Annotated in this window: 10 protein-coding genes; 4 read left to right on the top strand and 6 right to left on the bottom strand. The window is 56.3% G+C overall.

Annotated elements, in window-relative coordinates:
• Positions 1 to 58 precede the first annotated feature (58 nt).
• From gshB to metK, 6 genes are all read right to left on the bottom strand, one after another.
• Positions 59 to 1,003 carry a glutathione synthase gene (gene gshB / locus HA50_RS16200; protein ID WP_084876591.1) on the bottom strand — a complete coding sequence of 315 codons (945 nt, stop codon included), beginning with the start codon at positions 1,001 to 1,003 and terminating at the stop codon, positions 59 to 61.
• A 61-nt stretch (positions 1,004 to 1,064) separates the two neighbouring features.
• Positions 1,065 to 1,796 carry a 16S rRNA (uracil(1498)-N(3))-methyltransferase gene (gene rsmE, locus HA50_RS16195; protein ID WP_084876590.1) on the bottom strand — a complete coding sequence of 244 codons (732 nt, stop codon included), beginning with the start codon at positions 1,794 to 1,796 and terminating at the stop codon, positions 1,065 to 1,067.
• 74 nt (positions 1,797 to 1,870) lie between these two features.
• Positions 1,871 to 2,578 (bottom strand): deoxyribonuclease I, encoded by a 708-nt coding sequence (endA, locus tag HA50_RS16190; protein ID WP_084876589.1) that lies wholly within the window; start codon positions 2,576 to 2,578, stop codon positions 1,871 to 1,873.
• A 77-nt stretch (positions 2,579 to 2,655) separates the two neighbouring features.
• Positions 2,656 to 3,168, bottom strand: coding sequence for a SprT family zinc-dependent metalloprotease (locus HA50_RS16185; RefSeq protein WP_139810947.1), 513 nt, complete (start codon positions 3,166 to 3,168; stop codon positions 2,656 to 2,658).
• Positions 3,169 to 3,267: 99 nt separating this feature from the next.
• A complete protein-coding gene (locus HA50_RS16180; RefSeq protein ID WP_084878572.1) occupies positions 3,268 to 4,662 on the bottom strand; it encodes a sugar porter family MFS transporter in 1,395 nt (464 codons plus the stop codon).
• A gap of 524 nt (positions 4,663 to 5,186) precedes the next feature.
• Entirely contained in the window at positions 5,187 to 6,338 is a 1,152-nt protein-coding gene (gene metK, locus HA50_RS16175) for a methionine adenosyltransferase (protein WP_084876587.1), read from the bottom strand.
• A gap of 319 nt (positions 6,339 to 6,657) precedes the next feature.
• On the opposite strand from metK, the gene HA50_RS31145 reads away from it, so the two are divergent.
• The 4 genes from HA50_RS31145 (at position 6,658) to HA50_RS16155 (ending at position 22,042) form a co-directional block, all read left to right on the top strand.
• Complete coding sequence (locus tag HA50_RS31145) at positions 6,658 to 6,999, top strand: hypothetical protein (protein WP_158087412.1); 342 nt, start codon at positions 6,658 to 6,660, stop codon at positions 6,997 to 6,999.
• 217 nt (positions 7,000 to 7,216) lie between these two features.
• Positions 7,217 to 9,193: a biosynthetic arginine decarboxylase gene (gene speA, locus HA50_RS16170; RefSeq protein ID WP_084876586.1), complete on the top strand. Its 1,977-nt coding sequence runs from the start codon at positions 7,217 to 7,219 to the stop codon at positions 9,191 to 9,193.
• A 721-nt stretch (positions 9,194 to 9,914) separates the two neighbouring features.
• A complete protein-coding gene (locus tag HA50_RS16165) occupies positions 9,915 to 10,670 on the top strand; it encodes an EAL domain-containing protein (RefSeq protein ID WP_084876585.1) in 756 nt (251 codons plus the stop codon).
• A gap of 236 nt (positions 10,671 to 10,906) precedes the next feature.
• Positions 10,907 to 22,042: an Ig-like domain-containing protein gene (locus tag HA50_RS16155; RefSeq protein ID WP_139810945.1), complete on the top strand. Its 11,136-nt coding sequence runs from the start codon at positions 10,907 to 10,909 to the stop codon at positions 22,040 to 22,042.
• Positions 22,043 to 22,081: the final 39 nt, after the last annotated feature.

The raw sequence follows: 22,081 nt of genomic DNA, 5'->3' as shown, positions 1-22,081 counted from the left end.
ATTGCCGCAGCAATACCGGTATTGGGTGGTTCATGGAGCACAGGCTCCGGCGGCATCCTTAGCCCAGACGTTTCTCAATCGCATCCATCAGCATACCGGTGATGGAGATTGGGAAAGCGGCTTCAATTTCACGCACGCAGGTCGGGCTGGTTACGTTCACTTCAGTCAGTTTATCACCGATGATATCGAGACCGACAAAAATCAACCCTTTTGCTTTCAGCGTCGGGCCAACACGGCGGGCAATTTCCCAGTCGCTGTCGCTCAGCGGGCGTGCTTCGCCACGTCCACCTGCGGCGAGGTTACCACGGGTTTCGCCACCCTGCGGGATACGCGCCAGGCAGTACGGGACGGGTTCACCATCCACGACCAGTACACGTTTATCACCGTCTTTAATCGCTGGCAGGTAATTTTGTGCCATGCAGAAGTTCTGGCCGTGGTTGGTCAGGGTTTCGGTGATCACGCCAAAGTTAGGATCATCCTGCTTCACGCGGAAGATCGATGCGCCGCCCATGCCGTCCAGCGGTTTCAGGATCACATCACCGTGTTCCTGCCAGAACGCGCGCAGTTTCTCTTTGCTGCGGGTGACCAGGGTGTCCGGGGTTAAATCAGCAAACCAGGCGGTGTACAGTTTTTCGTTACAATCGCGCAGGCTCTGCGGTTTGTTCACGATCAGCGTGCCTTGTTCTTCCGCGCGTTCCAGCAGATAGGTGGCGTAAATGAACTCGGTATCAAACGGCGGATCTTTGCGCATCAGCACCACGTTGAGATCGGCCAGTTTGATCTCCTGCTCGCTGCCAAATTCGTACCATTTGTCGTAGTTTTGTTCCACGCTGAGCAGACGCGTGCGCGCATAAGTGACGCCGCCGCGCAGGGAGAGATCGCTCATCTCCATGTAGTGAATTTCGTAACCACGGCGCTGTGCTTCCAGCAACATGGCGAAGCTGGTGTCTTTTTTAATGTTGATGGACGAAATCGGGTCCATAACGATGCCAAGCTTAATCATTATTCTCTCCTCAAAGGGGGAATCAGCTACCCCTGCCTAGTCTGTAACCCGCAAGTATCCCTTAACCGAGGTCACCAAACCTCACCTGAAGTGCCGTAATGGCGGTGAGAGCGGTGGTTTCGGTGCGCAGCACGCGTGGTCCCAGCAGAATATCGGTAAAACCATGCTGCGACGTCATGCTAATTTCGTCTGATGACAGGCCGCCTTCCGGGCCAATCAGCAGACGGATGCGTTCCACCGGCAGCGGCAGCGTGTTGATACTGTGGCTGGCGCGCGGGTGCAAATTAAGTTTTAGACCGTCATCCGCTTCAGCGCACCACGCCTCCAGCGTCATCGCTGCCCGAATTTCCGGCACACGATTACGGCCGCACTGCTCACAGGCGGCAATTGCGATTTTTTGCCATTGCTGAATTTTCTTCGCCAGACGTTCCGCATCCAGCTTTACGCCGCAGCGTTCAGAAAACAAGGGCGTAATGACGTTGACGCCAAGCTCGATCGATTTCTGGATAGTGAATTCCATCTTTTCACCACGCGACATCACCTGGCCGAGATGCAGATGCAGCGGTGATTCACGGTCATCCAGAAGGCTTGCAAGGACTCTTACTTGTACACGCTTTTTATCGGCCTGGGTGATTTCGGCGGCAAAAGTCAGATTACTGCCATCAAACAACTCAAGGCGCTGGCCGGTGCTCATGCGCAGCACGCGCCCGACGTGGTTGGCGGCGTCTTCGTCGAGGAAAATCTCACTGTCTACAGCCAGTGATTCGGGGTGAAAAATGCGAGGTATACGCATCGGGTTCCTGCCAGCGTTAATGCCGTGCCTCAGGCACGGCCCAATCGGAAAACCGCTAGTTTAGGGTAGCGCTTTTAGCGCTGGCAAGCCTGAAGCACATAAGGATTATGATTGCCCTGGACTTTGGCAATGCGGTTATCGCGTTCGCACTCCCACGGCGTCACCGGATATTGCTTATCCCAGGCGGTAAACAGCTGAGTTTGCTGGCGTGACAGACTCAGGTGATATTGATCGCGCATATAGAAGTAGGTGCGGGCAATCGCGCCACGGGCGCGTTCCGGCGGCTGCGCCAGCTTCTGTTTGAAATCAATCTTCATGCTGCACTGGCCGTAAGGCTGATCGCCGCCGTTCCACTGGCTGTACTGAAAGTTGCCGCGGTCGCCGTTCACTTCGCCAATCGCCGGTTGCAGGTTGTGCAGATCGCTTTCAATCCGGCGATAGTCGGCATCTTTGCTGCAATTCTTACGACCACCGTTCTGCCAGCATTGACGCTGATGACCGAACTCCCACGCTGGCATCACATGTTCCCATTCAATGCGGTCTGCACGATTGGCACTTTTACGCACGCTGTAACCGCAGCTACTCAGATCCGGTACGCCTTTTTTGCCGTGCCAGTTAATTTTACAGCCGCAGTAGAAACTGCCGGGAGCATCGGCATTGATATAGGCCGCGTATTCTTTGGCTTGCTGGAAGTTGTTCTGATGATAATTGTTGAGGTTAAGGCTATACGCGCTAAGCGGCGCGACTAACAAGGTCAGGGCGATAATAATTTTGCGAGACATATTCCAAAAATTAACCTGGTGCGAAAAAAGGCGGCAGGTTAGCAGAATGCTGGCGGGGGTGAAATGGGATAATCGGACTAACTTGCTGTAAATTCACCGGGTTGCAGCAAAGTACCGCAATGGACGCAGCGATATTCACTTTCGCCGCGCAGCACACGATTGTGGCGACGCACGGTTAGCTGATGTTGCTGGCAACCGCAGCGGTAGGGGAACGTCTGGCTGCGTACGGAGTCGATTTCAAACTGGTGGGTGCGACGTGCCGCAACGCCCAGCACGTTTTCCATCATCCATTTCCACTCTTTGCCATGTGGAGCAACGCGACCGAAGGTTTTCCATACCAGCAGATGCGCCAGTTCGTGTGGCACCACTTCATCGATAAACGCCTGCTGATTTTCCAGCAGCAATACCGGGTTGAGGCGAATTTCCCACTTTTCCAGCCACGCAGTTCCCGCCGCGGTGCCGCGTTGCTGATAGATCAATTTGGGTTCGGGATAGCTGCGTTCCAGCCGCTCGTTAGCCAGTTGCAGGAACTGGCGCAGTGAGCGCATGACGGCTTGTTGGATAGCGATAGGCAGGCGGGGTGTTTTCATGTCGGCCAGCATAAGATGTTGCGCCAGGGAACTCAACCGTTGCGGGACGGGCAATAAAAAAGGGCTGCCAGCTGGCAGCCCTTGTGCGTTATATCTCGATCACTGCTGACCGATTTCGCGCAGTTTTTTGCCCGACAGCAGGTTGCGTTCGATGTGCTCCAGGGAGACGTTTTTGGTCTCCGGAATCAGCACCAGCGTCAGCAGGATAAAGAACACGTTCAGTCCCGCGTAAACCCAGAAGGTCGGTGCGTTGCCCAGCGAGTTCAGCATCGTCAGGAAGGTTGCGCCGACAATCATGTTGGCAATCCAGTTGGTGGCGGTTGAGACGGTGATACCAAAGTCACGACCTTTCAGCGGCTGGATTTCAGAGCACAGTACCCAAATCAGCGGGCCGGCACTCATGGCAAAACCAACGATAAACATCAGCAGCATAGCAACCGCAAAGTATTGCGCACCTTCGGAGTGAATACCGATATGCAACATGGAACCGAGGATGCCCATACCTGCCGCCATCACCAGGAAGCCCAGTACCAGCGTCGGTTTACGACCCCAGCGATCCACCAGGCCGATAGCGATAAAGGTTGCCAGTACGTTCACCAGACCGACAATCACCGTGCCCCACATTTGCTGCGTGGTATTGGCAAAGCCAGCGATTTCAAAGATTTTCGGCGCGTAGTACATGATGACGTTCATGCCGGTGAACTGCTGCATCACCTGCAACAGCACGCCGAGGAACACTGCGCGACGGAAGTTGCTATTGCTCTGGAACAGCTGCCAGCCTGACTGTTTGATCTTCAGGCTTTCACGGATTTCATCCAGCTCACGTTTTGCCTGCTCGCTGGTGTCACGCAGACGATCCAGTACGCGCTGTGCATCGCGGAAGTTGCCTTTTGCCGCCAGCCAGCGTGGGCTATTTGGCAGGAACACCACACCGACCAGCAGCAGGATCGCCGGAATGGTGATCACACCCAGCATCCAGCGCCATGCGCCAGCATCACTGAACGCGGTATCGGACAGATACGCCGCCAGAATACCGATGGTGATCATCAGCTGATACAGTGAAATCATGCTGCCACGGATTTTTTCCGGTGCGATTTCAGACAGATACAACGGCGCAGTGTAAGACGCTACACCCACCGCCAGACCGAGAACCACACGGGCGGCAATCAGCATTTCCGGGTTAGGTGCCATAGATGACCACAGCGAGCCGATAACGAACAGGATGGCACCGGCCATCAGGCTCTTTTTACGACCCAGTTGCGAAGACATCCAGCCACTACCAATGGCACCGACTGCCGCACCAAACATCATGGAGCTGACGATCCACTCCTGTTGGTGAGCAGTGACGTTAAAATCTTTTGCGATAAAGGGCAGGGCACCCGCGATGACACCGATATCGAGACCGAACAGCAGGCCGGCCAGCGCCGCGAGAAAGCAGACAAACAAGGTCATCGCCTTATTTGAGGTCCTGCTTTTGTGAGTATTGCCAGGCATATTGCCTCCAAATTTATCCATCGTTGTTTTTATCAATGTTAAGGAACCTGCTTCCGGGAAAAAGTGAGGGCGATCACATGAATGTAATCGGTTACACACACTGAAACCCTGTAATTCAGCATTTTTCGCCCAAAATGGTTCAGTAACCAGTAAGGTATCGTACCTGTTAAGTTTCTGACATCATTCTAAATATCGGCTATCAGACGACGCTGAAAATAACGCATTTTTACTGGAATGACTACGCTGCAAAATTCCTAAATCACAGATATTTAAAGCGTTTCAAAATGTAATCGTTAACACTTTGTTGTAAACACAATGTGTTAAGCATAGACATCAAAAAAAGACACGGATTGTAGCGGCGCGATTTATCGCGCGGGTTTGAGCTGAAGCGAGCAAGGGTTTACATGATTTATCGTGCAGATTTGGCTTCTGGCACGTTAAAAGACGCGCGATAAATCGCGCCGCGACGGAAATGAATCAGGGAGGCCAAAGGCCTCCCTGATGTGTCACTGATGGGCTAAAACTTACAGGCCGGCAGCTTCACGCAGCTGTGCAGCTTTGTCGGTTTTTTCCCACGGGAAGTGTTCGCGACCAAAGTGACCGTAAGCAGCAGTCTCTTTGTAGATTGGCTGGAGCAGATCCATCATCTGAATCAGGCCGTAAGGACGCAGGTCGAAGAACTCGCGTACCAGCAGGGTCAGCTGTTCGGTTGCCACTTTCTCGGTGCCGAAGGTTTCCACCATGATGGAGGTCGGTTCAGCCACGCCAATTGCGTAGGAAACCTGGATCTCACAACGGTCAGCCAGACCGGCCGCAACGATGTTTTTCGCCACATAACGCGCCGCGTAAGCCGCAGAACGGTCAACTTTTGATGGATCTTTACCGGAGAATGCACCGCCACCGTGACGAGCCATGCCGCCGTAGGTATCAACGATGATTTTACGACCGGTCAGACCGCAGTCGCCCATCGGGCCACCGATAACGAAACGGCCAGTCGGGTTGATATGGTATTTGGTGCTGGCGTTGATCCACTCAGTCGGCAGAACCGGCTTGATGATCTCTTCCATCACGGCTTCACGCAGGTCAGCCTGAGAAATGTCTTCAGCATGCTGAGTTGACAGGACGACAGCGTCGATACCGACAATCTTGCCGCCATCGTACTGGAAAGTGATCTGGCTCTTCGCGTCCGGACGCAGCCACGGCAGGGTGCCATTTTTACGCACTTCAGCCTGACGCTGTACCAGACGGTGCGCGTAGGTGACCGGCGCAGGCATCAGCACATCAGTTTCGTTGGTGGCGTAGCCAAACATCAGGCCCTGGTCACCGGCTCCCTGCTCCAGCGGATCGGTACGATCAACGCCCTGGTTGATGTCGGGAGACTGTTTACCGATGGCGCTCAGTACCGCACAGGAATTGGCATCAAAGCCCATATCGGAATGAACATAGCCGATTTCACGAACGGTATTACGGGTGATCTCTTCGATATCAACCCATGCGCTGGTGGTGATTTCACCGCCAACCAGCACCATACCGGTTTTCACGTATGTTTCGCAGGCCACGCGTGCTTTCGGATCCTGTTCAAGGATGGCGTCCAGCACGGCGTCAGAAATTTGGTCAGCGATTTTATCAGGATGTCCTTCTGATACGGACTCAGACGTAAAAAGGTGTTTAGCCATTCTGTTCTTTACCTTACAAATGGTTTGAATTCGACTGCGTAGCGTAAGCAAGGCCAGCCTGGAAGTTAATTAACCAGTTTATACCCGTCATACTTCAAGTTGCAGGTGCGTTGGCTGCACTCATTCACCCGGGTCACTTGCTTCAGCAAGCTCCCAGGGACTCATTCCCTTGCCGCCTTCCTGCAACTCGAATTATTTTGTGTATAGATGGATGAGCATCTGGATGGCTATTCTAGGTCACTCACTGAGCGAATTACCAGCCCTTTTTCTGTTTCCGCATTTTACGTAACAGCGGAACTGGCAAATTTTCCTGACACGGATGGCCGCCATTCTCAGGGTATCGGCCGGTTACATGAAAGCTTTTGCAATTTTATGCGTCAGGCTGTATAAATCGCCGCTGCTGTCGACCACAGCCCAAAAGGATGACGCCGCTGTGCGTCGCGCTCGTCAGATATGCCTATATCTGGCTTTCACCCAGGCCGTTTACCGCATGTTTCCCCATGCGTTGGAGGTGATAAAAGTAATGAACCCATCTTTCTCTTTATACGGTTCACTGCGTTCAGCGTGCGCGCTGGCCATCCTTCCCGTTTCCATTTCTGTTTTACTCTCCAGTCGAAGTTTTGTTCGTTGCGGTAATTATCCCGACACGAGCGCCGGCTAATCTGTCCCCACAATTCTGTCGATGTTTTTCACGCGCCTGGAGCGCTGGAAATATCAGGCTATTTCTGGCCCGGTTGCACGCATCCCGGCCCGGTGTTTTACACTTACCAAGAGCACCTGATAAGGGAGTCTGCGCAGGATGGGGCATTTTTTTCCCGACGTAACAACGACAAAAATCGGCAACTATTTCTTATTCCAACGGAAAATTGAGGTTCGCGATGTCTGACGACATGAAGAATATCAAGGGTTCGTCAGCAGGCGAACAGGGTGTACTCCGCTCCATGCAGGAGGTGGCGATGAACGACCAGGAAGCGAGCAGAATGCTGCGCACCTACAATATTGCCTGGTGGGGCAATAACTATTACGACGTGAACGAATTGGGCCACATTAGCGTGTGCCCGGACCCGGACATGCCGGAAGTTCGCGTCGATCTCGCTAAGCTGGTGAAAGAGCGTGAAGCCGATGGCCAGCGCCTGCCTGCGCTGTTCTGCTTCCCGCAGATTCTGCAACATCGCCTGCGCTCGATTAACGGTGCCTTTAAACGCGCGCGTGAATCTTATGGCTATAAAGGTGATTACTTCCTGGTTTATCCGATTAAGGTTAACCAGCACAAACGCGTGATCGAATCGCTGGTCAACTCCGGCGAGCCGCTGGGTCTGGAAGCCGGTTCCAAAGCGGAACTGATGGCGGTGCTGGCACACGCTGGTAAGACGCGTACGGTGATCGTCTGTAACGGCTATAAAGATCGCGAATATATTCGCCTGGCGCTGATTGGTGAGAAGCTCGGTCACAAAGTGTACCTGGTAATCGAAAAGATGACCGAGGTGCGACTGGTGCTGGAAGAAGCCGAACGTCTCAACGTGGTACCGCGTCTGGGTATCCGTGCGCGCCTGGCGTCACAGGGCTCCGGTAAATGGCAGTCGAGCGGTGGCGAGAAATCTAAGTTTGGTCTGTCGGCCACGCAGGTATTGCAGCTGGTTGAGATCATGCGCAAGGCCGGTCGAATCGACAGCCTGCAACTGCTGCATTTCCACCTCGGTTCACAGATGGCCAACATTCGCGATATCGCCACCGGCGTGCGCGAATCGGCACGCTTCTATGTGGAGCTGGCGAAACTGGGCGTCAACATTAAATGCTTTGATGTGGGCGGCGGTCTTGGGGTGGACTATGAAGGCACGCGCTCGCAGTCGGATTGCTCGGTTAACTATGGCCTGAATGAATACGCCAATAATGTCATCTGGGCGATTGGTGATGCCTGTGAAGAGAATGGTCTGGAGCATCCGACGGTGATTACCGAATCCGGTCGTGCGGTGACTGCGCATCATACGGTACTGGTTTCCAACATTATCGGGGTCGAACGTAACGAATTCAGCACGCCAGTCGCGCCGGATGTCGATGCGCCGCGTCCAATTCAGAGTCTGTGGGATACCTGGCAGGAGATGCACGAACCTAACGTGCGTCGTTCGCTGCGTGAGTGGCTGCACGACAGCCAGATGGACCTGTTCGACATCCATACCGGTTATTCGTCGGGTACTTATGATCTGCGCCAGCGCGCCTGGGCCGAGCAGTTGTATCTCAGCATCTGTCATTATATTCAGCAGCATCTCGATCCGAGCAATCGTGCGCATCGCCCGATTATCGATGAGCTGCAGGAGCGTATGGCGGACAAGATTTACGTCAACTTCTCACTGTTCCAGTCGATGCCGGATGCCTGGGGTATCGATCAGCTGTTCCCGGTACTGCCGCTGGAAGGGCTGAACAAAATGCCGCAGCGTCGCGCGGTGCTGCTCGATATCACCTGTGACTCCGATGGCACCATCGACCACTACGTGGACGGTGATGGTATCGCCACCACCATGCCGATGCCGGAATACGATGTCGACAACCCACCGATGCTGGGCTTCTTTATGGTGGGTGCCTATCAGGAAATCCTTGGCAACATGCATAACCTGTTTGGTGATACTGAGGCCGTGGATGTGTTTGCCTTCCCGGATGGCAGTGTCGAAGTGCAGTTGTCAGATGAAGGCGATACCGTCGCTGATATGCTGCAGTATGTACAGCTGAACCCGGCTGAGCTGATGACGTTGTTCCGTAATCAGGTTAAGCAGACCGATATCGACGAAGAACTGCGTGCGCAGTTCCTTGAAGAATTCGAGAGCGGCTTGTATGGCTATACCTACCTTGAAGACGAATAAGTAATCATCTCTTTACCGAGCCACACCCGTGGCTCGGTCTGTTTTTCGCTCCGTTATTATCTCCGCAGTTCTCCCTCTTATTAAATCTGCGATCGTGGTCACCCTGTTAATTAACCTGATGACAGGCAGACAGGAATGAATCCACGGTTGAATAGCTATCTTATTCATTTATTTAAAAAAGCGAAGCCGTTACCTGATTGGCCGGTACACCAATCACCGCGCTGCGCATGGCAACCTGCCGTTACTAAGCAGCTTTGCTGTTATGTTTTGTTTTTTACGCATAATAAAAATTTGATCATTGGTCACAAAATAATTGCACTGAGTGACTATTTATTTTCTGGAACCTTCAGGAAACTCATGTTTTCTGGTTTGATAGCGCTTTTTTGACGTCAGATGAATTTATTTATGATTAATTTTTATTTTTAGTTTAAATTCATTACCTTATCTATTGATTTATTTGTCATGAAGATCTGTGTGGGTATCTAATTCTAAGACTTATCTGAAACTTTGGTCAATGGATAAACAGTACCGAAAGTAAATCAATTTGAGATTTCTATTAAACGAAGCGGATGATTAGGCCTTGCCTATTTCTCAAACTGTAAGTTATACGTTAACCTTCAGTAAAGGAGTTAAGTTTTGGCGATGTTTTCCTTGCTGTTTACATGAGGGGTTCTGACATTTAGGTCCTGTCGGATCGTGGTGAAAGGGAGCGTTAGCGGGCATGCAACAGCAATACGTCTTCATATTAGAACCGGTATACGGTTTATCAGGCAAGCTCATTGCCTGGGAATTACTGACGCGTTTTGCCGACGATGCTGATATTAACCACGAGCGTAATTCCGCCAGAGATTCTGGTTTTTTCAGCCACTTATCGACGGAAGAAAAATGGCAGATATTCCTGTTGCAGGTTGAACATCTGGAACAACTTTATCGTACAGATTTCCAGCAGGTCATTAGCGTAAACATTAACAGAGATATTGTTACCCGCATCTTTACGGACGAGAAAGTCCAGCAAAAACTGGAGCTGTTGCCTTTTTTTCGCTTCGAAATATCGGCATTTTTCATTGCCCGGTATACGCGTGCAGATTTGTTAATTTTAAAAGGTTTAGCAAAAATCGCCCCTTTATGGCTCGATGATTTTGGTCCGGGATATTCCAATCTGACCATGATGAGTAGCGGAATATTTGAATGCGTCAAGATCGATAAAGCCTTTTTTTGGAAATATGGCGAAAATCACATATTTGACATTCTGTTAGGCCATCTCAACGATTTATGCAGTGGCGTCATTGTTGAGGGGGTTGAAACCCAACGCCATGTTGAACTGCTGGAAAATAAAGCCATCTATGGCATGCAGGGATACCTCTGGCCTGGTGCTTATCTTAATGATTTTATTGATAAGTCATGGAGAGGTTCTGGCTCGGCAAACCTTTCTGGAAAACAGATATGCCAAAAAAAGAGTTTAAGGAGTTTCATGTAGTTCGCGTTCTGCCAATCAATAAAAAAGACATTTTCCCCGTTGTCATTTTAAGAAATAAAACGTCCCCATTACCAGGATGGCGGCTTAACAAGGCTCAGTACGATTTCATCATCAGCATGATTGAGGTCGTCAAAGAGAGAAGTGAATAACCAAAAGCGTATTCACTGGTGAGACCGGAATCTGCGGATTTCGGGCGTTTTTATGGATTCTGATAACCTTCGGTGGAATATAGAGAAATGAATAATATCTCAGTCACGCCTAAAGGAGGCACCCTCTCTTCGGTGCTGAATGGCAACAATATCACGTTGACCTCTCCGAGTGTGGTTCAGCTCAAACTTGAAAAGTCAGATATTAAATCCTACACACGCAACGGTAATGATCTTATTGTCACCACAAAATCGGGTGATGTTCTTGTTATTCATAATTTTTATGGCCCAAATGGCGAGAGCGATTTGGTGTTGGAAGACCACAATGGGGCATTGTGGTGGGTTGAGCATCCAGGGGAGTCTGGCTTCCAGTATTTGAATATCGACAGCACCGAGGGGCTGCTGGCGGAAAACACCACACATGATGGCGCCATTGCTGCCTTTGGTCTGGGTGGTGCTGCTCTGGCGGGTATTGCCGCGATGTTTGCCGGTTCCAGCAGCGGCGGTGGCGGCGGTGGCAGCAATGCTGGCGGCGGCGATAACGGCGGCGGCGGTGACAATGGCGGTGGGGGGAATAACGGTGGTGGCGGTAACAACGGCGGTGGCGGTGGTGATACCACAGCCCCAGGTGTTGCCACTAACCTGGTTCTGACAGATACCGCAGGCTCCATTCAGGGGGCGATTACCAGCGGATCGAGCACCGATGACACCACGCCAACCTTAACCGGTACTGCGGAAGCGGGCAGCACGGTCAGCATTTATGACGGCAGCACCCTGTTGGGCACCGTGACGGTCGGCGCTGACGGCACCTGGAGCTACACTACGCCCACGCTGGCGGATGGTTCACACAGCCTGACCACCACCGTGACTGACCCCGCAGGTAACACCAGCGCGGCGTCGGATCCGATTGACTTCACCGTCGATACCGTGGCACCGGTGGCAGCAAGTGCTGTGGTGGTGACCGATGACGTCGGCGGTAGCCAGGGACCATTGACCGCTGGCGCAACAACCGATGACAACACGCCGACCCTGAGCGGTCAGGCGGAAGCCAATAGCATTGTCAAAGTCTACGATGGCACAACGCTGCTGGGCAGTGTCGTGGCAGGGGCTAACGGCAGCTGGAGTTTCACTACCCCGGCACTGAGTAACGGTAACCACAGCCTGACAGTGACTGTAACGGATGCTGCGGGTAACGTCAGCCCGGCAACGCCAGCGTTTGATGTGACTATTGCTGCGGGCTTCCCGCCAGCCACCACCTCATTGCAGGTGACGGATGATAGCGGCAACACCCTGGTGCAATTGCTCGATGGCTCCAGTACCCGTGATACCACGCCAGTGCTGAGTGGTCTGGCGACGGCGAATGCCGTCATCACCCTGTATGACGGTGATACGTTGTTAGGCAGCGTCGTGGCGGGCAGTGACGGTCAGTGGGTGTTTACCCCGACCGCCCTGGCTGATGGCACGCATACCTTCCACGCCACTATCACCGATACTCTCGGTAATCAGACTGACTCCAACATCATCCATATCACCATTGATACGGTGGCACCGGAAGCAGCCGGTGATTTGAATCTCAGCAACAACGATGGCAGCACGGTAATTCCGGTGCCTGCGGGCAGTTCAACCAACGATACCACTCCGGTGCTGACCGGTACCGCTGAACCAGGCAGTACCGTCACCATTTCGGATGGCACCACGGTACTGGGTACGACGGTGGTTGGCAGTGACGGTAACTGGAGTTTCACTACCCCAACCCTGGGTGAGGGCCAGCACAGCCTGACCACCACGGTCACCGATCCGGCAGGCAATACCAGCCCGGCGTCCGATCCCATCAACTTCACCGTCGATACGACACCTCCGGCGGCGGCCAGCGGACTGACGCTAACGGATAACGTGGGTGATAGCCAGGGGCCGATTAGTTCGGGTGTTTCCACTGATGACAACACGCCAACTCTGAGCGGCCAGGCGGAACCGAACAGCCTGATCAGCATTTATGACGGCACCACGCTGTTGGGCAATACGACCACCGATGTCAACGGTAACTGGAGCTTTACCACCCCAGCCCTGACCAATGGTAGCCACAGTCTGACGGTGACGGTGACGGATACTGCCGGTAATGTCAGTGCAGCGACCCCTGCGTTTGATGCGGTGATCGCGGCAGACTTACCCCCAGCCACGACCTCGTTGCAGGTGACCGACGATAGCGGCAATACCCTGATTTCATTGGCCGATGGTGCCAGTACTAAGGACAGCACGCCCGTACTGAGCGGCCTGGCAGGTGCCAACAATCTGATCACGCTGTATGACGGCGATACGTTGCTTGGCAGCGTCGTGGCAGGCAGTAACGGACAGTGGAGTTTTACGCCGGACACCCTGGCTGATGGTACACACGCCTTCCACGCCACTATCACCGATAGCAACAGTAATCTTACCGATTCTGCCACCATCAATATCACCATTGATACTCAGGCTCCGGCGGCAGCGGCTGACTTGCAGCTCAGCAACAACGACGGCAGCACTGTCGTGCCGATTACGGCGGGCAGCCCAACCAATGACAGTTCACCGCTGCTGAGCGGCACGGCGGAACCCGGTACCACTGTGACCATTTCCGATGGCAACACGGTACTGGGTACCGTAACGGTCAACCCGGATGGCAGCTGGAGTTACACCACGCCTCAATTGAGCGATGGCAACCACAGCCTGACCACCACCGTGACCGATGCGGCGGGCAATACCAGCCCGGCTTCCGCACCGATCGCCTTTAGCGTGGATACCACGCCACCTGCCGCCGTCAGTGGTCTGGTGGTGACGGATAACGTTGGCGACAGCCAGGGAGCGCTGGTTTCTGGTGGCTTCAGTGATGACAACACGCCAACCCTGAGTGGTCAGGCCGAGGCGAATAGCATTGTCAGCGTTTATGATGGCGATACCCTGCTGGGTACCGTAACGGCGGGCAGTGACGGCAGCTGGAGCTTCACGCCAGAGGCGCTGACCAACGGCAGCCACAGCCTGACGGCCACCGTGACCGATGCGGCAGGAAATGTCAGCCCGGCGACTACCCCGTTCAACGTGACCATCAATGCCGATCTGCCGCCTGCCACCAGTACGTTGCAGGTAACGGATGACACGGGCAACACGCTGGTACAGCTGAGTGACGGTGACTTTACCCACGACAGCACACCGGTGCTGAGCGGTCTGGCAGGCGCGAATAACCTCATCACCCTGTATGACGGCACCACGCTGTTAGGCAGCGTAACCGCAGACGCTAATGGTCAATGGGTGTTCACGCCAACCGCACTGGCTGATGGTGCCCATGCGTTCCAGGCCAGCATCACCGATATCAATGGCAATGTGACCACTTCCGACATCATCAATATCACCATTGATACGGTGGCAACGGGTGCCACAGGTGGGTTGCAGCTCAGCAATGACGAAAGTGGTACGCTGGTTCCGATCGAACCGGGCAGCGCCACCAATGATAACACCCCGGTACTGAGCGGAAGTGCCGAACCGAACGCCATCATCTCGATCCTCGATGGTGATACTTTACTGGGCACCACCACCACAGATACCGATGGTAACTGGAGCTTCACGTTACCCACTCTGACTGAGGGCGATCATAGCCTGACCACCACGGTGACCGACCAGGCGGGTAATACCAGCGATCCATCCAGTCCCTTCTTGTTCACCGTGGATACCACCCCGCCAGCGGCGGCTGACAATGTCCAACTGAGCAATGATTCAAGCGGTACATCCGTACCCATCACCTCTGGCGCCACCAACGATACCACTCCGGTGTTGAGTGGTACGGCAGAGCCAGGCACGACGGTCACCGTCTCAGATGGCGACACGGTGCTGGGCACCACCACGGTAGACAGCGACGGCAACTGGAGCTTCACCACCCCGCCGCTGGATGAAGGCGACCATAGCCTGACTACCACTGTCACCGATCCAGCGGGTAACACCGGACCAGCCTCCAGCCCGATCGCCGTGAACGTGGATACCACCGCGCCGGATGCCGCTACCGGGCTGCAACTGAGTAATGATTTGACGGGCACCCCAGTGCCGATTGCGGATGGTGGCGTCACTAACGACACCACGCCGGTATTGAGTGGCACGGCAGAGCCGGGCAGCACCGTCACCGTCTCTGACGGCAGCACCGTGCTGGGTACGGCAACGGTTGGCAGCGACGGCAACTGGAGCTTTACCACCACGCCGCTGGGGGAAGGGGATCACAGCCTGACCGCCACCGTCACCGATCCGGCAGGCAACACCAGTGCCGCTTCGGATCCGGTCGCCGTGTCTATTGATACCACCGCTCCGGCGGTCCCGGGTGATGTGCTGCTCAGTAATGACGAAACGACGCCGTCAGCACCGATTACCACCGGGGGGGCGACCAACGACACCACGCCGGTACTCAGCGGCACCGCCGATGTAGGCAGCACGGTAACCGTTTCTGATAATGGTACGGTGTTGGGCACGGTTGCGGTTGATAACGACGGTAACTGGAGCTTCACCACGCCGGAACTGGGTGAGGGCGCGCACAGCCTGACGGCTACCGTGACCGATCCGGCAGGCAACACCAGCCCGCCATCAACGGCCATTGATTTCACCGTCGATACCACCGCACCCGATGCGGCGACGGGGCTACAGCTGAGCAATGATGAAAGCGGTACCCAGGTGCCGATCACCGCAGGCGGCACCACCAATGACACCACGCCAGTGTTGAGTGGCAGCGCTGAACCGGGCAGCACCGTCACCATTTCCGATGGTACGAATGTGCTGGGTACGGCAACGGTGGATGGCGATGGTAACTGGAGCTTCACTACCCCGGCACTGGATGAGGGCGATCACAGCCTGACGGCCACCGTGACCGATGCGGCGGGTAACACCGGTGCGGCATCGGATCCGATTGCGGTCACCATTGATACCACCGCCCCGGCAGCAGCAGGCGATCTGCTGCTGAGCAATGATTCCAGCGGCACATCGGTGCCGATCATTTCAGGGGCGACTAACGACATCACGCCAGTGTTGAGTGGTACTGCCGAGGCGGGCAGCACTGTCACTGTCCTGGACGGCAGCGTGGTGCTGGGTACGGCAACCGTGGATAACGACGGCAACTGGAGCTTCACTACGCCGGAATTGAGCGAGGGCGATCACAGCCTGACCACCACCGTGACCGATCCGGCCGGTAACACCAGCGCTGCTTCCGATCTGCTGGCGTTGACGGTGGATACCCAACCTCCTGCGGCGGCAGCGGGTCTGCAACTCAGTAATGATTCCAGCGGCACAGCGGTACCGATTGCCGCGGGTGGTGCGACTAACGACACCACGCCGGTGCTGAGTGGTACGGCAGAGCCGGGCAGCACCGTCACGGTTTCCGATGGCACTAACGTGCTGGGTACGGCAGCGGTGGATGGCGATGGTAACTGGAGCTTCACCACGCCAGCCCTGGATGAGGGCGACCACAGCCTGACCGCCACCGTGACCGATGCAGCGGGTAACGCGGGTCCGGCCTCGGATCCGATCGCCGTCACCATTGATACCACCGCCCCGGCAGCCGCCGATAATCTGCAACTCAGCAACGACAACAGCGGAGCGCTGGTACCGATCACCACGGGTGCCACCAACGATACCACCCCGGTATTGAGTGGTACCGCTGAAGCGGGCAGCACGGTGACGGTTTCCGATGGCACTACCGTGCTGGGCACCGCCATCGTCGATACCGACGGCAACTGGAGCTTTACCTCACCGGCGTTGGATCCGGGCGATCACAGCCTGACCACTACCGTGACCGATCCGGCGGGGAATACCGGTGATGCTTCCGATCCGATCCTGGTCACTGTCGATACCACCGCGCCGGATCCGGTCACCAATCTGACGGCGACCAATGACGCTGGCGATACGCTGAACGGTCTGACCAATGACAACACCCCAACGCTGAGCGGTACGGCAGAGCCGGGCAGTATCATCAGCATTTATGACAACATGGCGCTGATCGGTACGGTTCAGGCGGATGCGACTACCGGCGACTGGAGCTTAACGCTTCAGACATTGACCGATGGCGACCACAATCTGATGGTCACCGAGACCGATCCGGCCGGTAACATCAGCGCACCGAGCAACATGGTGGCGCTGACGGTGGATACCACGGTACCGGACGTCGCGGACTTTGCGCTCAACAATAACAATGGCAGCACGGAAGTTCCGATTGCCAATGGCGGCATCACCAATGACAACTCACCGGTATTAAGTGGTACTACCGAGCCGAATAGCCTGATTACCATTTACGATGGTACCGATGCGATTGGCAGCGTGACGACCGATGGCAGCGGCAACTGGAGTTTCATCACCACGCCATTGCCGGATGGCAGCCACGCACTGAGCATCACCGTGACCGATGCGGCAGGCAACATCGGCCCATCCTCGGCGGCGCTCAACTTCGACATCGACACTGCTGCGCCGGATCCGGTGACTGACCTGGTTGTGAACAACAACGAGGGCAGTACGCTGGTGCCAATCACCGATGGCAATCTCACCAACGATGCGACACCGGAACTGACCGGTACCGCAGAAGCGGGCAGCATTGTCAGCGTTTATGATGGCACCACGCTACTCGGCACCACATCCGCCGGAGCGGATGGCAGCTGGAGCTTCACCACGTCTGACCTGAGCCAGGGACCGCACAGCCTGAGTGTCACCGTCAGCGATGCAGCGGGTAACACCAGCGCCAACTCGGCAACGGTCGATTTCACCGTTGACAGTGAAGCACCTGCGGCAGCGGATAATCTGCTGCTGACCAATGACCAAAGCGGTACAACCATCGCGGCAGGCGGTTCCACTAACGACAACACGCCAGTGCTGAGCGGCACGGCGGAAGCGAACAGTATCGTGACCGTGTCGGATGGCAGCAACGTGCTGGGCACCGCCATCACCGATGCTGATGGTAACTGGAGCTTCACCACACCAATACTGAACGATGGCGCGCATAGCCTGAGCGTCACGGTTGCGGATGTGGCGGGTAACGTCAGCGATCCGACTACACCAATCGCGCTGACCGTGGATACCGTGGCACCGTCTGCGGCAGCGAATCTGGTGCTGACCAATGATGCAGGCACCGATCCGGTGGACATCCCGAATGGCGGGCTGACCAACGACAGCACGCCAGTGCTGAGTGGGTCGGCAGACGCGGGCAGCATCATCGTTATCTCTGATGAGAATGGGGTATTGGGTTCGGTTACCGTCGGGGACGCCGGTACCTGGAGCTTCACGACCACCGCGCTGGCAGATGGTTCCCATACCCTGAGCGTGACGGCAACCGATGCTGCCGGAAATGCCAGTGTTCCGACCACCATCAGCCTGGTGGTGGATGCCACCGCGCCAGATGCGGCGACGGGCATTACGCTCAGTAACGATAACAGCACCACGCCAACCGCCATTGCCGACGGCAGCACCACCGGTGATAGCACGCCACTGCTGGCCGGTACGGCAGAGGCGGGCAGCACTGTGACCATTCTGGATGGTACGGCGGTGCTGGGTACTGTGCTGGTGGACAGCAACGGGCAGTGGAGTTTTAACACCCCGACGCTGAGCGATGCTTCCCACAGCCTGAGCGTCACCGTCACCGATGCGGCGGGCAACACCAGCGCGGCATCGACGCCGATCACCTTTACGGTGGATACCGCCCAGCCTGATCCCACCAGCCTGGTGGTCAGCGATGACAACGGCACCACGCCGGTTCCGTTGGCGGATGGTGCTACCACCAACGACAACACGCCGTTGCTGACCGGTACGGCAGAAGCCAGCAGCATCATCACCATCTATGATGGCACGGCGGTGATTGGTTCGGTTGCCGCCGACGGCTCTGGTAACTGGAGCTTTAGCTCACCGATGCTCACGGACGGCACCCATACCCTGAGTGCCACGGTCACCGATACGCTCGGTAACGTCAGTACCGCTTCCACCACCATTACGGTGGCGGTAGATGCGACCGCGCCGGAACCGGTGGGCGATTTGTTGCTGCAAAACAACAACAGCACGCCTGCGGTCACCATCGCCGATGGCGGCAGTACCAACGACAACACCCCTGAGCTGAGTGGTACGGCGGAAGCGAACAGCATCGTCACGGTCTATGATGGTACGACGCTGCTGGGATCGGTGGCGGCAGACGGTTCCGGCAACTGGAACTACACCACCTCGACCTTGTCGAATGCCACCCATACGTTAAATGTCACCGTCACCGACGAGGCCGGCAACGTCAGTTCGACCGCTTCCGTCACCGTCACGGTCAACAACGTGGTGCCTGATCCGGTCAGCAACTTCGCCATCTATGACAACGCTGGCACCACGCCGGTGCTGGTGGCGAATAATGGCTCGACCGACGATGACACGCCGGTACTGCGTGGTAATGCAGCGGCCGGGGATACCATCAATATCTTCCAGGATGGCACCTTAATCGGTACCACGACGGTGGCGGATAACGGCACCTGGCGCTTTGAAACCTCCGCGCTGACTGACGGCCCTTATACTTACACGGTCTCAGTGACCGATGCGGCGGGTAACACCAGTGCATTGTCTGCCGACTACACCGTGACCATCGATACTGTCGCGCCGGATGCTGTCAACGATCTGGTGGTGACGGATGATGCCGGGGCGCAGACCGGCGAGCTGGCCAGTGGCGACACCACGGATGACAACACCCCGACGCTGAGCGGTAGCGCGGCGACCGGTGATGTGATTTCCATCTACGATGGCACTACGTTGCTGGGCACCGTTACGGCAGCGGCAGGGGCCTGGAGCTTCACGCCAGCGGCCCTGAGTAATGGCAACCATAGCTTCACCGTCACCGTAACGGATGCGGCAGGGAACGTCAGTGCGCCCTCATCGCCAGCGTTTGATCTCGTCATCAGCGCCGGACAGCCACCAGCCACCAGTACGCTGGAGATTACCGATGATAGCGGCAGTACCCTGGTTCAATTGTCCAATGGCGCTGATACCAAAGACAATACGCCGGTTCTGAGCGGTGTGGCGGCAGAGGACGATGTCATCACCATCCACGATGGGGCGACGGTTCTGGGTTCAGTGCTGGTGGATGCCAGCGGGCAGTGGACCTTCACACCTTCACCGGTGCTGGCTGATGGTGCGCATGCGTTGTTCATCACCACGGTGGATGGCCTCGGTAACCCTGGTGCGACCTCCGCTACCATCAATATCACCGTCGATACCGCTGCACCGGCTACCGTGGCTGATTTGGTGGTTAGCAACGACAGCAGCGGAACGCCAGTGGCGATTGCGGACGGCAGTTCCACCAACGACAGCACGCCGCTGCTCACCGGCACCGCAGAAGCCAATGCGGTGATCACCATTTACGATGGCACCAACGTGGTGGGTTCCACCACCGCGAATGCTTCGGGTATCTGGAGCTACAACACCCCGACCCTGAGCAACGGTTCGCATACTCTGAGCGTAACGGCGACGGATGCCGCGGGGAATGCCAGCGGCAACTCCGCAGCGGTGACGTTCACCGTGGATACGCACGCACCGGCTGCCGCAACGCTGGTGGTGACCAACGATGTCACCAGCACGGTAGTGCCGAATGGCGGTTCCACCAACGACAGCACGCCAACCCTGAGTGGTACGGCGGAAGCGAACAGCGTGGTCACTATCTACGATGGCACCACGGTGTTAGGTTCTGCTACGACGAGTGCGGGCGGCATCTGGAGTTTCACTACCGCCACCCTTGCCGAGGGCAGCCATGCGCTGAGCGTCAAGGCGACCGATGCGGCAGGTAACGTCAGTGTGGCATCCAGCACCGCAACGGTGGTGATTGATACCGTGGCACCGGGCGCGGTGACCCTGGCAGCCAGCAACAACAACGGCAGCACGGCGATACCGATTGCCAATAACGGTACCACCAACGACAACACACCGTTGTTGAATGGTACAGCGGAGGCAGGCAGCAAAATCACCATCTCGGATGGTACTACCGTGTTGGGTACGGTGACCGCAGGCAGCAACGGCGCGTGGAGTTTCACCACCTCCACGCTGGCTGATGGCACCCATACCCTGAACGTCACCGCCACCGATACAGCAGGCAACGTCAGCCCGAATGCGTCGGTGACGCTGACGGTAGACACCGGCGTGCCGACGGCTTCAACGCTGACAATCACCGCCGATAACGTTACGCCAAACGTGACGGTGCCGAGCGGGGGCTCCACTAACGACAACACGCCAACCCTGAGCGGTACGGCGGAAGCGGGCGCAGTGGTGACCATCACCGATGGCAGCACGGTGCTGGGTTCCGTGACGGCAGGCGCGGGCGGCGCATGGAGCTTTACCACCAGCGCACTGAGTAACGGCAGCCATCCGCTGAGCGTCACGGTGAAAGATGCTGCGGGTAACGTCAGCCCGGCCACGTCAGCGACGGTGATTGTCGATACCGTGGCACCGGCGGCCTCTACCCTGGTGATTACCAACGATGCGGCGGGTGTGGTGGTGCCGAGCGGTGGGACCACCAACGACAGCACACCAGTGCTGAGCGGCACGGCGGAGGTCGGCAGCAAAGTCACCATCTCGGATGGCAGCACGGTGCTGGGTACGGTGACGGTCGGCGCGGGCGGCACCTGGAGCTTCACCACGGCTACTCTGCTCGATGGTACCCATCCGCTGAGCGTCACGGTGACGGATCTGGCGGGTAACGTCAGCGGCACCACCTCTGCCAGCGTGATTATTGATACGGTAGCACCGACGGCGGTGACCGGCCTCGCGGCCAGCAACAACAATGGCAGCACGCCGGTGGCGATTGCCAACAACGGCACCACCAACGACAACACCCCGGCCCTGAACGGCACGGCGGAAGCAGGCAGCAAAATCACCATCTCGGATGGCGCTACGGTGCTGGGTACCGTGACCGCAGGCAGCAACGGGGCATGGAGTTTCACCACCCCGACGCTGGCTGATGGTGCGCATACCCTGAACGTCACCGCCACCGATGCGGCGGGCAACGTCAGCCCGAATGCGTCGGTCACGCTGACGGTAGACACCGGTGTACCAACCGCTTCCACGCTGACGGTCACCGCCGATAACGTTACGCCAAACGTGACTATACCGAGCGGCGGCTACACCAACGACAACACGCCAACCCTGAGCGGTACGGCGGAAGCGGGTGCGGTGGTGACCATCTCTGATGGTTCTACGGTGCTGGGTTCCGTGACGGCAGCTAGCTAGCTAGTGGAGTTTCACCACCAGCGCGCTGAGTAATGGTAC

Source organism: Pantoea cypripedii, from assembly GCF_002095535.1.
In the GTDB taxonomy this organism is placed as follows: Bacteria; Pseudomonadota; Gammaproteobacteria; order Enterobacterales; family Enterobacteriaceae; genus Pantoea; species Pantoea cypripedii.
This window is presented reverse-complemented; position numbering and strand designations above follow the sequence as displayed.